The organism is Pseudomonas sp. NBB (genome assembly GCF_032701105.1).
Lineage (GTDB): Bacteria > Pseudomonadota > Gammaproteobacteria > Pseudomonadales > Pseudomonadaceae > Aquipseudomonas > Aquipseudomonas asiatica.
In genome coordinates this window covers 3550317-3563745 of record NZ_CP103994.1, presented here as the reverse complement: position 1 = coordinate 3563745, position 13429 = coordinate 3550317, and the positions used below count along the sequence as shown (strand labels likewise).

Genomic DNA, 13429 nt, shown 5'->3' with positions numbered 1-13429 from the left:
CAGCGAACAGAAATTGCAGTCGGCCTTGGCTGGCGGCGATTGAACTTCCTTATTCTTCGGCATCTCTTCTAAAATTCGAGCTGTTGCATCCGCCAGGCTATGCCTGCGCGGCCTTCCCTGGGCGCCGCATCCAGCCGCGCCGTCATCGAGAGTGCCATGAGTTCCAGCACACCGCTGTCCGGAGTCAACCAACCCCTGCGCGGCATCGCCCTGGTGGTGGTGGCGACGTTCCTGTTCGCCAGTCACGATGCCCTGTCCAAATTCCTGGGCGGCCTGTACCCGATCATCATGGTGGTGTGGGCGCGGTATGTGGTGCACACGCTGCTGATGGCCGGCATCTTCCTGCCCAAGGCCGGCCTCAACGTGCTGCGCACTCGCCGCCCTCTGTTGCAGACGTTACGCGCCCTGAGCCTGCTGAGTACCAGCCTGCTGTTCACCACAGGCCTGCAGTACCTGCCACTGGCCGAGGCCACGGCGGTCAACTTCCTTGCCCCGGTGCTGGTCACTGCGCTGTCGGCGCCACTGCTGAAGGAGCGGGTGACGGTGGGGCAGTGGGTGGCGGTGGTGATGGGCTTCATCGGAGTGCTGGTGGTGGTGCACCCGGGCGGGGCGATGTTCACCCCGGCCATCCTGTATCCGTTTGGTTCGGCGCTGGGCTTCTGCTTCTATCAGTTGCTGACGCGCATCCTGGCCGCGCATGACAGCCCGACCACCAGCAACTTCTATGCGGGGTTGTGCAACACGCTGGCGATGAGTGCGCTGGTGCCGTTCTTCTGGGAGATGCCGCGTTGGGACCATGCGCTGCTGATGCTGGCGCTGGGGGGCTTTGGCATGACGGCGCACCTGCTGCTGACCCAGGCCTTCCGCCATGCGGCACCTGCGTTGCTGGCGCCATTCAGCTATTGCCAGATCGTGTTCGCCGGGTTGCTTGGGTTGGTTGTCTACAGCCAGGTGCCGGACACCCTGAGCCTGGTGGGCATCTCGGTGATCTGCCTCAGCGGGCTGGGGGCGGCGTGGATGCAGCGGGGTAAGTGACAACCTGTAGTGGCCTCTTCGCGGGTAAACCCGCTCCCACAGGTACAGCGCAGTCCGCGGACAGGGCGCTGTATCTGTGGGAGCGGGTTCACCCGCGAAAGGGCCCTCAAACGCGACCCTTCAACAACGCCTGCAATGAATCGTCAAAGTCGCGCAAGGCATCCGCCTGCACCGCCCGCTCATCCTCGACCACCCTCGCCACATCGCCCAGGCTTTTGCTGGCCCGCCCCTCAGCGCGGCCGATATAGGTCAACTGGTCATCGAAAAAGCGCGCTACCACCCGGCTTTCGATCTCCGCACTGGCCAAACGGCTCTCGGTGTCCAGCAGCACGATCACGTCCGGGTGGTCGCCCAGCAGTGTGTCCAGGTCGTCATAGAAAGTCACCTCGGCAAACTGCTGCGCCAGTGACCGCGCCAGCCAGTCATACGCCTGGCTTTCGCTGCCCAGGGTCGCAACAGGGACACGTTGGCCATGGGCCGGTGCGGCTGCCTGGGTGCGATGGCTGCCGAGGTATTCGAGGGTCGCTTCTGCATCGCGGCCCAGCAGTACCGCCACCCGTTGGCCAGGGGCCAGGGCGACACTGGAAATGGCCGTGGCCGAATAGAAGTGCCCGTAAGGCTGCGTGTCGGTAGCTGCCGGGCTGGCACAACCGCCAAGGGCGGCCAGCAAGGCGAGCAGGGCAGCGATCATGCCGGTTTTCATGGGAGGCCTCATCAATCGGTGAATGCTGCCATCTTCCGCCCGGGCTGGCCGCAGCGGAACTTGATGGCATTCATGGTGGCTATCGATGAGGTCGATGCATCACTGCGTGGCCATGAACTGCAGGATGCGCTCGCGCAGCCAGCGCTCGGCCGGGTCATTGTCCTGGGCACCGCTCCAGACCATCGACAGTTCGGCCTCGGTGATGTCGAACGGCGCCGGGTCGGCGCGCAGGCTGCCGTCGTCGGCCAGGGCGCAGGCGGCATAGTCCGGCACCGTGGCGATCAGCTCGGTGTTGCGCAGCAGGGCGCGCAGGCTGCCGAACTGCGGCACCGCCAGCACCACCTTGCGGCAGCGGCCGATGCGTGCCAGGTCAAGGTCGATATTGCCACTCATGTCACCGGAGAACGACACCATCACATGCGGGCGGGCGCAGTATTCGTCGAGGGTCAGCGGGCCCGGGCGGTCATCGGCGCGCAGCACCCGCACGCCGATGTTGCGCAGCTTGCGGCGCTTGGCGGTGGCCGGCAGGTCCGTGGTGTAGCTCACGCCCACCGAAATTTCGCCGCTGGCCAGCAGCCCCGGCATCAGCAGGAAGTTGGCCCGGCGCACCACCACACTGATATTCGGGGCCTCTTCGCGCAGCGCCTGCAGCAGGGCCGGGAACAGGCCGAATTCGGCATCGTCCGACAGGCCCAGGCGGAACACGTTGCAGCTGTTGACCGGGTCGAACTCGCGGGCGCGGCTGATGGCGGCGGAAATCACATCCATGGCCGGCCCCAGCTCGGCGAAGATCTGCATGGCCCGTGGCGTGGGCTCCATGGCCCGGCCGTTGCGGATCAGCAGCGGGTCGTCGAACAGCTCACGCAGGCGGGCGAGGGCGGCGCTGACGGTGGACTGGGTGATGAACAGCTTTTCGCCGACCCGGGTCAGGTTGCGTTCGATCATCAGGGCTTCGAACAGTACCAGCAGGTTCATGTCGACGCGGCGCAGGTCGTTGCGATTCATGAGGGTACGGGTTCCGGGTTGGAAGGGTTGGCGTTGTATTGGAGCATGCGGACAGCTTGGTTGCCTTGTATGGATGTGCCGGCCTGTTCGCGGGCACGAACCTGACAGAGCCAAGCTATCGCCCCTCAATAGGCACTCTATTAGAACTCTGCCCAAGCTCGGCTAGTCTTTCCCCTGGCCCCGCGAATTCTGCCAGCGGGCGGCATGTCAGCACCTGTGTGCAAGACCACGCCAACCCCGTCATGACAGCTTCGCAAGCCCCGTGTAGACCTGATGAGGGGTAGCACGAGCCCACGCGCTCGGCTGAAAGAACACCTGGCATAGACCGGAAATCTGGATAACCGACCCAAAGGTACCCGCAGATGTCGAACGAATCGAAATGCCCGTTCCATCAAACCGCAGGTGGCGGCACCACCAACCGTGACTGGTGGCCTGACCAGCTCAACCTGAGAATTCTTCATCAACATTCCTCCAAATCCGACCCGATGGACCCGGATTTCGATTATGCCAAGGCGTTCAAGAGCCTCGACTTCCAGGCGCTGAAGAAAGACCTGACCGCCTTGATGACCGACTCCCAGGACTGGTGGCCCGCCGACTTCGGCCACTACGGCCCGCTGTTCATTCGCATGGCCTGGCACAGCGCCGGTACGTACCGTATTGGCGATGGCCGGGGTGGTGCAGGCTCTGGCCAGCAGCGCTTCGCCCCGCTCAACAGTTGGCCGGACAACGTCAGCCTGGACAAGGCCCGGCGGCTACTGTGGCCGATCAAGCAGAAGTACGGCAACAAGATTTCCTGGGCCGACCTGATCGTGCTCACCGGCAACGTCGCCCTCGAGTCCATGGGCTTCAAGACCTTTGGCTTCTCTGGCGGGCGCGCCGATGTGTGGGAGCCGGACGAAGATGTGTACTGGGGCTCGGAAAAGGTCTGGCTGGGCGGTGACACCCGCTACGGCAAGGCCCAGCCGCCCGGCAAGGGCGACCTGGTGGCGGAACCGGCCAAGCGCCCCGAGGAGCAGGGCCGTACCCTGGAGGGCGAGCGCAACCTGGAAAACCCGCTGGCCGCCGTGCAGATGGGCTTGATCTACGTGAACCCGGAAGGCCCGGAGGGCAACCCCGACCCGGTAGCCTCGGGCAAGGACATCCGTGACACCTTCGGCCGCATGGCCATGAACGATGAAGAAACCGTGGCGCTGATCGCCGGTGGCCACGCCTTTGGCAAGACCCACGGTGCCGGCCCTGCCGACAACGTCGGCCCCGAGCCGGAAGCAGCAGGCCTGGAGCTGCAGGGGTTGGGCTGGGCCAACAAGTTCGGTAGCGGCAAGGGTGGCGATACCATCACCAGCGGCCTGGAAGTGACCTGGACTTCCACCCCCACCCGATGGAGCAACGAATACCTCAACAACCTGTTCAACTTCGACTGGGAACTGACCAAGAGCCCGGCTGGTGCCCACCAGTGGCGGCCGAAGGAGGGCAAGGGGGCAGGCACCGTGCCGGATGCCCATGACCCGGCCAAGCGCCACGCGCCTTCCATGCTCACCTCCGACCTGGCGCTGCGTTTCGACCCGATCTACGAGCCGATCGCCCGCCGCTTCAAGGATAACCCTGACCAGCTGGCGGACGCCTTCGCCCGCGCCTGGTACAAGCTGATCCACCGCGACATGGGCCCATTGGCGCGCTATCTGGGCCCGGAAATGCCCAACGAAGAGCTGCTGTGGCAAGACCCGCTGCCAAAAGTGGATCACCCGCTGGTAGGCGAGCAGGACATTGCCGCGCTCAAGGCCAAGGTGCTGGCGGCGGGCCTGAGCGTTGGCGAGCTGGTGGCCACTGCCTGGGCAGCGGCGTCGACCTTCCGCGGTTCGGACAAGCGTGGCGGGGCCAATGGTGGCCGCCTGCGCCTGGCGCCGCAGAAGGATTGGGCGGCGAACCAGGGCACAGGCAAGGTGCTGGCGGCGCTGGAGAAAATCCAGGCCGAGTTCAATGCCGGTGGCAAGAAAATCTCCCTGGCCGACCTGATCGTTCTGGCCGGTGGCGCCGCAGTGGAAAAGGCTGCCAAGGACGCCGGGCACAACGTCAGCGTGGCGTTCCGCCCTGGGCGTGTCGATGCCTCCCAGGCGCAGACCGACGTCGAGTCGTTCGCCGTGCTGGAACCGCTGGCTGATGGCTTCCGCAACTTCACCAAGGCCCGCTACAGCGTCAAGGCCGAGAAACTGCTGCTGGACAAGGCCCAATTGCTGACCCTGACAGCGCCGGAACTGACCGTGCTGATCGGCGGCCTGCGCGTGCTCGGCGCCAACCATGGCGGCAGCCAACAGGGCGTGTTCACCGACAAGGTCGGTACCCTGAGCAACGACTTCTTCCGCAACTTGCTGGACATGGGCGTTGAGTGGAAGCCGACCTCGGCGGATAACGAAACCTTCGAAGGGCGTGATCGCAAGACCGGCCAGGTGAAGTGGACCGGTAGTCGGGTTGACCTGGTGTTCGGCTCCCATGCCCAGTTGCGGGCGTTGAGCGAGGTGTATGGCAGCGATGATGGTGGTGACAAGTTCGTGCGGGATTTCGTGGCCGCCTGGGAGAAGGTGATGGAGCTGGATCGTTTTGACCTGAAATAGCTTCGTCAGAAATGGGGGCGCTTTGCGCCCCTATCGCGACACAAGGCCGCTCCCAAAGGTTCGGCGCCGCATGTGGATTCGGCGCTGGCTTGTAGGAGCGGCCTTGTGTCGCGACAGGGCTGCAAAGCAGCCCCATGCTATCCGGGGGCTGGACCATTTCAAACTTCCTGTGCAAGCTGATGGACGACAGTGATTGCACACAGAAGGTGATCGTTCTTGAACCCCGAATCCATGCTGGCGGCATTGCCAGGCTACGCCATGTCGGCCGAGTCGATCCAGGTGCTGCCCGATGCCAAGGCCTACCGCGCCTGCCTGCTCGAGCGCATCCGCGCCGCAACCCGGCGTATCGTCATCGTTGCGCTGTACCTGCAGGAAGATGAGGCTGGCCAGGAAGTGCTGGATGCCTTGTACCAGGCCAAGGCCGCGCGGCCCGGGCTGGAAATCACCATCGTGGTCGACTGGTTCCGTGCTCGCCGCGGTCTATTGGGCGCCGGGCGCCAGCCGGGTAACGCCGCCTGGTACCAGGCCCAGCGCCAGCACCATGGGCTGGATATCGTCATCCATGGCGTACCTGTGCAGACCCGCGAGCTGTTTGGCGTGTTGCACCTGAAGGGCAGCATCATCGACGACTGCGTGATCTACACCGGCGCCAGCCTTAACAACGTGTACCTGCACCGTTTCGACCGTTACCGCCTGGACCGCTACCACCTGTTCCAGTCACCAGCGCTGGCCGACGCCATGGTCGGGTTGGTGCGTCGCCTGCTGCACCACACCGTCACACCGCGCCTCGACCTGCCGGCGCCACCCTCCACCCGCAGCCTGCGCGGCGACATCCGGCGCTTGCGCGCGCGGCTGCGACGCATGGCCTATGAGGCACCGGCCAGTGGGGCGGGGCAGGGCCTGCGGGTTATCCCGCTGTTGGGTGTGGGCCGTGGCAACCCGCTGAACCGTGCAGTGTGCGCCTTGCTGGCGGCGGCACGCACGCAGGTCATCATCAGCACGCCGTATTTCAACCCACCCCGGGTGCTGATGCGCGAACTCGACCATGCCCTGGCGCGTGGCGTGCGGGTGGAACTGATCGTTGGTGATCGCACGGCCAACGACTTCTATATCGCCCCCGGCGAGCCGTTCAGCGCCAGCGGCGCGTTGCCCTACCTGTACGAAGACAACCTGCGCGCCTTCACTCGACGTCGCCACGCTGCGATTGCCAGCGGCCAGCTGCAGGTGCGGATCTGGAACGACCCCGGGCATACCTTTCATGCCAAGGGCGTGTGGGTCGACCAACGCTATTCGTTGCTGACCGGTAACAACCTGAATCCGCGCGGCTTCAATCTGGACCTGGAGAACGGCCTGCTGATCGATGACCCGCAAGGGCAATGGCTGGGGCCTCGGGAAGCAGAGCTGGCCGAGCTGCGCCGGCATGCGCCGAAGATCGGCTCGGCAGAGGAGTTGGGGGCCAAGGCCGAGCACCCCAAGGATGTGCGCAGGTTCCTGCGGCGGCTGCGCTACAGCCGGCTGGAGCCGCTCATCAAGCGGGTGCTCTGAGGGAGTTCAAGCGTTTTTGTGGGAGCGGCCTTGTGTCGCGAAAGGGCCGCAAAGCGGCCCCAGACGTTGGTGTCACTACCAAAATTGCCGGGGCTGCTCTGCAGCCCTTTCGCGACGCAAGGCCGCTCTCATAGAACTGCACATAACTTATTGAATTAGCAGGGACCCTGTGGGAGCGGCTTTAGCCGCGAACACCGGCGCAGCCGGTGCCATGCACCGCGTTGGATTCTTCGCGGCTAAAGCCGCTTGTGTCTTCAAGGTCTCTTAAACTCGAAAGGGTGAGAGCAGTGGATGGCAGACTGAAAGCCAGGTGTGCTCTAAAGCACGAGTGGGAGCCTAGTCGCCATCCACCTCCCACTCTGACCTAAGCCCGAACAGTTGAATGAGTGGCGAACTCGCAGTCACAAGCTAGGGCTAAGTCAGAGTGCTCTCACTTCTTGAGTGTAAGAGGGCTTGGCGATGATTTCCTACTTCGTTGGTCTCGACGTTTCGAAAGCGACTCTGGATGTGGGCTTTCTTCCTGAAAGTATTCCCCAGTTCCAGGTCAGGAATGACTCTGAGGGCTTTGCGCAACTGATCGCATGCCTGAACGAGCTTGAGGTCGAACGGGTCTTGCTGGAAGCCACCGGTGGCTATGAACGGGCCGTATTCAAAGCCTTGCGACTGGAGGGTTTGAACGTCGTCAGGGTCAACCCCAGGCGCTGTCGGGACTATGCGAGTGCCATGGGCAAAATTGCCAAGACTGACAAGATCGACGCCCAGATGCTGGCGCGGTTTGCCAGGGACTTCGAGGACTTGCCGCAGATAGAGCCTAATCAAGATCGGGATGAACTGGGAGAGCTCATCAAACTCCGTGGCAATCTTGTCCAGCATCGGGATGATGACAAGCGTCGGATGAAACAAACCACTTCAGCTACGGCCATTACCGTTTATACCGAGCATGTCGCTTACCTGAATGATCAGATTAAGGCCTTGGACAAGGCGATTGAGCGTGCCTCGAACGTGCTGGATCGCACGACAGCCATGCGGCTAAGGTCTGTGAAAGGGATTGGCGTCATCAGTTGTGGCACCTTCATGGCCTACCTACCTGAGCTGGGAAGCGTGACGGGGCGCGAAATTGCAGCCTTGGCTGGGTTAGCGCCGTACAACAAAGACAGCGGCAAGAAGAGTGGCCCGAGGAAGATCGAAGGCGGGCGTTACAGAGTCCGCAAGGCGGCCTACATGTCGATCTGGTCAATGATCCAGCATGTCCCAGAAGTTAGAACCCGCTATGAAGCCCTGATAGCCCGAGGCAAGCGCGCAAAAGTTGCCGCAGTGGCGTGCATGCGCGTGTTGCTGGTGCGCCTGAACGCAATGCTGCGTGACGGAACGGAGTGGAAAGAGCTCAAGCCTCAGGTACCCGCACCCTGATCACGAACGAGGATCGATTTTCTACAAATGCGGGCTTCGCCAGCGACACCGCTACGCGGTATCGAGCGAAGCCCTGCCCGAATGGCACGCTTGAAAATAAATTTCTAAAGACAGTTGCTCCCACAGGGTACGAGGATCGCTTGCGAATTCAGTTATCTGTGCGACAGCGCAGCCCAAAGGGCTGGGCAATCTCCCACAGTGACCGCAGTCAGGCTGCTGCACCTCTGGCCTCAGCCACCTTTGTTTCCTGTTTGCCCCGCGGCTTGAGCCGCGACACCGCAAACAGCACTACCGCCAACCCGACGACCTGATACAGCGAAATCTCCTCGCTCAGGATCGCCCACGATGCCATCACCGTCAGCACCGGCCCCAGGTTGCCCACCGCGGCAGTATGGGTCGGCCCCAGGCGCTGTATCGCCAGCGCCACCCAGTAGATCGGCAACACCGTGGAAAACACCGCCATCAACCCGGCATTGGCCCACACTGCGCCTGGCAACTGCCACAACTGCCCGATCGGCGCCACCACCAGGTAATGCGCCAGCACCATCAGCGACGACGCAGTACCGCACAACCCGGCCAGGCGCATCGAGCCCATGCGCTTGAGCATCATTCCGGTGCCGGAGTAATACAGCGCGTAGGTCACCGCACTGGCGAACACCCACAGCGAGCCCAGCACTACCTGCTGGCCAGCCCCGGCCACACTGACGTCGTGGACAAAGGCAATGCCCAGCCCCAGGTAGCACAGGCCCATGGCCGACAAGGTGCGCAGGCTTGGCCGCTCACGCAGGGCGATGGCCTGGAACACCAGCACCAGGGTCGGGTAGGTGAACAGGATCAGCCGCTCCAGCCCGGCGCTGATGTACTGCAGGCCATAGAAGTCGAACAGGCTGGCCAGGTAGTAGCCCAGCAGCCCGAGCAACGCGACACGCAGCCCATCGCCCAGGTTGAGCGGTGCGCTGCCCTGACCACGGCTGGCCCATACCAGCCAGGCGAACATCGGCAGCGACAGCCCCATGCGCAATGCCAGCAGGCTGATGGCGTCCACCGCCCCTGCGGCATAGGCGAGCTTGACGAAGATGGCCTTGAAGCTGAAACCCAGGGCCGCCAGTACGGCGTACAGCGCGCCACTTTGCAGTTGGCGCTGGATCAGGCTGCGTAACGCGTTCATGGGGTACCCGCGGCAGAAGAAAGACAGGGTTATTCTGAACTGAAGGCAGCCCTACTAGCAGCGCTTTATCGAGGAATTGGCGATGAACCTGGCCATGCTGCCCGAACAGCCGCCGTGCGCGCCGAGCAGGAGCTGCCGGTGCGTCGGGTGGCCCTGTTGGAAAGCTGGGCCACCCTGGAGCTACGTTTGTGTTTCCGCGACTGGGAGCGCCTGAGCTCACATGGGCGGCAACTGGTAAGCTTTTTGTCCGGGCAACGGCTTACTGCGCAGGGGCCAGGCGAATACCACTCACCTGCACCTGGTCACCGGGCTTGAAGCGGGCATTGGGCGAGCGATAGCGCTGGGTACTGCCGTCGTCATGGCGTACCACGTAGGCTGCATCGCTGTGCCCGCTGCCTTGTTGCACGGCGGCGCCGCCAAATGCACCCAGGGCTGCACCGGCGATGGCGCCGAACGGGCCACCGAGCGCGGCGCCGACCATCAGGCCGGTGACGCCCCCGGCGCCATAGCCCACCGTGTTGTCGGGGCTTTCCGAGAGCACCTCGTCGGCGCAGGCGGGCAGGGCGATGGACAGGGACATTGCCAGAGGGAGGAGGATATTTTTCATGATGGTTATTTCCGCAAGGCAGGTAGTGGCGAAAGAGAATGGTTCAGCTTTCGTGCCAGCAGGGCAGCCCCTGCAGATGGGCGTGTTGCGCTGGTTCGTTGTCATAACGACAGCGGTTTTTGTGGTGCAAATGACACGCTGATGTCAATATGACATTTCACCCGCATGGGTATTGGCCAGGGCTGGGCTATCATTTGCAGGCTGGTGGTGCAAGGCTCCTCTGAAAAGTCATCACGAGCGCATACAATCGGGCCTTTTCCTCGTTAACCAGATAGGCCAATCCGTTTATGGCGCTTGATCCACCCACGATGCTGACTATCTCGATCGCCCTGGCTGCCGCGGCTGCGTTGTACCTGGCGATCGAGTGGCGCAGCGTTCGCGAGCCGTCGCTGCTGTTCTGGAGCGCAGGCTTTGCCACCATCACGATTGGTTCCACCCTGGCCTTGCTGCGCGGTATTGGTTTGTTGCTGATCGGCATCTGGTTCGCCAACGGCTTGCTGGTGGTGGCGCACTGGTTCTTCCTGATGGGCGTGTTGCGCTTCACCCAGGTGCGGCTGTCGCGTATCTGGTTATCGGTGGTGCTGGTGTGGTTCGCCTTGCTGCTGTTGCCTGTGGGGCCGCAGTGGTCGAAGGTGATGCTGATGGTCAACTCGTTGCTGGTGGCGCTGTTGACGCTCAAGGCCAGCTGGCTGTTGCGGCCGCATGGCAAGTCGCTGAGTGTTGGTGCCGTGCAGTTGCGCTACGTTTTGCTGGTTCATGGGTTGTTCTATGTGGCCAAGGCGATCATTGCGATCACACCGGGTACGCTGATTGACCTGGCCACCTTCGGTGGGTTGATCATTCAGGTTTCGTTGGTCGAAGGTGCGATGGCGATCATGCTGATTGCCTTGTCGATGACCGGCACCGTGCGCTACCGCCGAGAGGAGCGGATTGCCCGTCTGGCGGCCCGGGATCCGTTGACGGCGCTGTACAACCGGCGCGCACTGGAGGTTCGGGCGGGGCCTTTCTTCAAGGCAGTGGATTCGGCGCAGCCCGGGGCCTTGCTACTGATCGACATCGACAACTTCAAGCTGGTCAACGACCTGCACGGGCATGTTGCAGGGGACCGCTTGCTGATTGCCCTGAGCGAGATGATTCGCACAGTGCTGCCCGAGCGCTCGCTGGCGGCGCGGCTGGGCGGTGATGAGTTCGTCATTCTGCTGTGTGGTGCGAGCAGCGAGCGGGTCATGGAGCTGGGTGGACTGCTGCGCGAGCAGTTTCAGCAGTATGCAAGCAAGACGGTGCCTACGCCGCAGCCGGTCACCTTGAGCATCGGCGCCAACCTGTTCGACCAACCGCCGACGAGCCTGGCAGCCTTGATCGAGCAAGGGGATGTCGCCTTGTACCAGTCCAAGCGCGGTGGGCGCGACAGCATCCGCTTCGTCGAACGGCCGATGGCCGACCTCAGCCAGTAGCAGTTTTGCCTTTGCTTCTGCTTTTGCCTTTGCCTTTGCCTTTGCTTTTTGCTTTTGCTTCTAAGCGCGCGATAGTTCAGGCGCCGCCGATTGCGACTTCAGGAGGCCGAGCGAAGGGACTGCGGAGGGAGGTGACGGGCATGGATGCCCGTCAAGCGCTGAGGCCCCATGGATGGGGCCTGCAGCGCGTACTCCCGGGAGCAGGCCCGTAGCGAGGGGACCCCGGAGCGAAGCGTAGGGGCCGGATGATGGGAGCCGACGGTTTTTGGTTCCTTTTTGCCACGACAAAAAGGGACCCGCCGTAAGGGCGGAAAGGTGATTAAGCGCCACCATCGCGAATGAATGTCTACTAGATGTAAAGGCCCACATCCAAAAAGCCAAATAGCTGCAGGCCCCGTCCATGGGGCCTAAGCAAGAATGGCGAATCAGGTCACCACCTGGTAGCACGGTACATACGCCGCGCCGCCCGGCAGCTTCATCCGGTGCTGGTCGACGAACGCCTGCAACAGCCGTCCCAGTGGGTCCAGCACGGCGCTGTCGCCACGGATCTGATACGGCCCGTGTTCCTCGATCAGGCGGATGCCCTTGTCCTTCACGTTGCCGGCGACGATGCCGGAAAACGCCCGGCGCAAGTTGGCAGCCAGTTCGTGGGCCGGCAGCTCGCGGCGCAGGTCGAGGTCGGCCATGGCCTGGTGGGTCGGGTCGAACGGCCGCTGGAAGCTCTCCTCGATCTTCAGCAGCCAGTTGAAGTGGAAGGCATCGTTGCGCTCGCGGCGGAACTGCTTCACCGCCTTGAGCCCTTCGACCATGTGTCGGGCAACTTCCGCCGGGTCATCGATGATGATCTTGTACAAGCGATGCGCCGCTTCACCCAGGGTGGCGCCGACGAACGCGTGCAACTGTTGCAGATACGGCTCGGCGCTGCGCGGCCCGGTGAGTACCACCGGGAACGGCAGCTCCTGGTTGTCCGGGTGCATGAGGATACCCAGCAGGTAGAGGAACTCCTCGGCCGTGCCGGCACCGCCCGGGAAGATGATGATGCCGTGGCCGACACGGACGAAGGCTTCCAGGCGCTTCTCGATGTCCGGCAGGATCACCAGTTCGTTGACGATCGGGTTGGGCGCTTCGGCGGCGATGATGCCGGGCTCGGTCAGGCCCAGGTAGCGGCTGCCGTGCATGCGTTGCTTGGCGTGGGCAATGGTGGCGCCCTTCATCGGGCCCTTCATCACACCCGGGCCGCAGCCAGTGCACACGTCCAGCTTGCGCAGGCCCAGCTCGTGGCCGACCTTCTTGGTGTACTGGTACTCCTCGCTGCTGATCGAATGGCCACCCCAGCACACCACCATCTTCGGCTCCACGCCCGGCCGCAGGGTGCGAGCGTTGCGCAGCAGGTGGAACACGTAATCAGTGATGCCCTGGGAGCTTTCCAGGTCGATGCGCTGGCTGGCCAGCTCGCTTTCGGTGTAGACGATGTCGCGCAGGGCGCTGAACAGCATTTCACGGGTGCTGGCTATCATTTCGCCATCAACGAAAGCATCGGCCGGGGCATTCAGCAGCTCCAGGCGCACGCCGCGGTCCTGTTGATGAATACGCACCTCGAAGTCCTGATAGGCCTCGAGGATGGTCTTGGCATTGTCGACATGGGCGCCGGTGTTGAGGATGGCCAGGGCGCACTGGCGGAACAGGGTGTAAAGGCTACCGGTACCGACTTCACTCAGTTGCTGCACTTCACGTTGTGACAGCGTCTCCAGGCTGCCTTTGGGGCTGACGGATGCATTGATGACATGGCGTTGAGGCATCTAAGTCTTTCCTGTGCGGGTAAAACATCCTTCTTTGACAACACCATACCGAGAAATTTGGACGGCAACGAGGGGGAGCAACAAAAACCTCATC

Annotated in this window: 11 protein-coding genes; 6 read left to right on the top strand and 5 right to left on the bottom strand. The window is 63.0% G+C overall.

Going from position 1 to position 13429, the window contains the following annotated elements; translation table 11 throughout:
* Positions 1–156 precede the first annotated feature (156 nt).
* On the top strand, positions 157–1035 hold the full coding sequence (locus NY023_RS16590; protein ID WP_015270753.1) for a DMT family transporter: 879 nt from the start codon (positions 157–159) through the stop codon (positions 1033–1035).
* A gap of 106 nt (positions 1036–1141) precedes the next feature.
* On the opposite strand, the gene NY023_RS16585 is transcribed toward NY023_RS16590, so the two are convergent.
* Both NY023_RS16585 and NY023_RS16580 read right to left on the bottom strand, forming a co-directional pair.
* Positions 1142–1738 (bottom strand): hypothetical protein, encoded by a 597-nt coding sequence (locus NY023_RS16585; protein ID WP_013973060.1) that lies wholly within the window; start codon positions 1736–1738, stop codon positions 1142–1144.
* Between the two features lie 99 nt (positions 1739–1837).
* A complete protein-coding gene (locus tag NY023_RS16580) occupies positions 1838–2743 on the bottom strand; it encodes a LysR family transcriptional regulator (RefSeq protein WP_013973059.1) in 906 nt (301 codons plus the stop codon).
* A 362-nt stretch (positions 2744–3105) separates the two neighbouring features.
* On the opposite strand from NY023_RS16580, the gene katG reads away from it, so the two are divergent.
* The 3 genes from katG to NY023_RS16565 all read left to right on the top strand — a co-directional run bounded on the left by katG (position 3106) and on the right by NY023_RS16565 (position 8307).
* Positions 3106–5352, top strand: coding sequence for a catalase/peroxidase HPI (gene katG, locus NY023_RS16575; RefSeq protein ID WP_013973058.1), 2247 nt, complete (start codon positions 3106–3108; stop codon positions 5350–5352).
* Positions 5353–5568: 216 nt separating this feature from the next.
* A complete protein-coding gene (gene pssA, locus NY023_RS16570) occupies positions 5569–6897 on the top strand; it encodes a CDP-diacylglycerol--serine O-phosphatidyltransferase (RefSeq protein ID WP_316927852.1) in 1329 nt (442 codons plus the stop codon).
* A gap of 459 nt (positions 6898–7356) precedes the next feature.
* Positions 7357–8307, top strand: a complete 951-nt coding sequence (locus NY023_RS16565; RefSeq protein WP_013970357.1) for an IS110 family transposase — start codon at positions 7357–7359, stop codon at positions 8305–8307.
* Positions 8308–8515: 208 nt separating this feature from the next.
* Here the strand turns inward: NY023_RS16565 and NY023_RS16560 are convergent, their stop codons facing one another.
* Entirely contained in the window at positions 8516–9475 is a 960-nt protein-coding gene (locus tag NY023_RS16560) for a DMT family transporter (RefSeq protein WP_013973054.1), read from the bottom strand.
* A gap of 259 nt (positions 9476–9734) precedes the next feature.
* A complete protein-coding gene (locus NY023_RS16555) occupies positions 9735–10082 on the bottom strand; it encodes a hypothetical protein (protein WP_024087314.1) in 348 nt (115 codons plus the stop codon).
* Here NY023_RS16555 and NY023_RS16550 point away from each other — a divergent pair.
* Together NY023_RS16550 and NY023_RS16545 are read left to right on the top strand one after the other, a co-directional pair.
* On the top strand, positions 10081–10224 hold the full coding sequence (locus NY023_RS16550; RefSeq protein WP_024087313.1) for a hypothetical protein: 144 nt from the start codon (positions 10081–10083) through the stop codon (positions 10222–10224). The two genes, NY023_RS16555 and NY023_RS16550, sit on opposite strands and share 2 nt — an antisense overlap.
* Positions 10225–10390: 166 nt before the next feature.
* Positions 10391–11536 (top strand): GGDEF domain-containing protein, encoded by a 1146-nt coding sequence (locus NY023_RS16545; protein WP_013973052.1) that lies wholly within the window; start codon positions 10391–10393, stop codon positions 11534–11536.
* 425 nt (positions 11537–11961) lie between these two features.
* Here NY023_RS16545 and ppnN read toward each other — a convergent pair whose 3' ends face one another.
* On the bottom strand, positions 11962–13335 hold the full coding sequence (ppnN, locus tag NY023_RS16540) for a nucleotide 5'-monophosphate nucleosidase PpnN (RefSeq protein ID WP_003258655.1): 1374 nt from the start codon (positions 13333–13335) through the stop codon (positions 11962–11964).
* Positions 13336–13429: the final 94 nt, after the last annotated feature.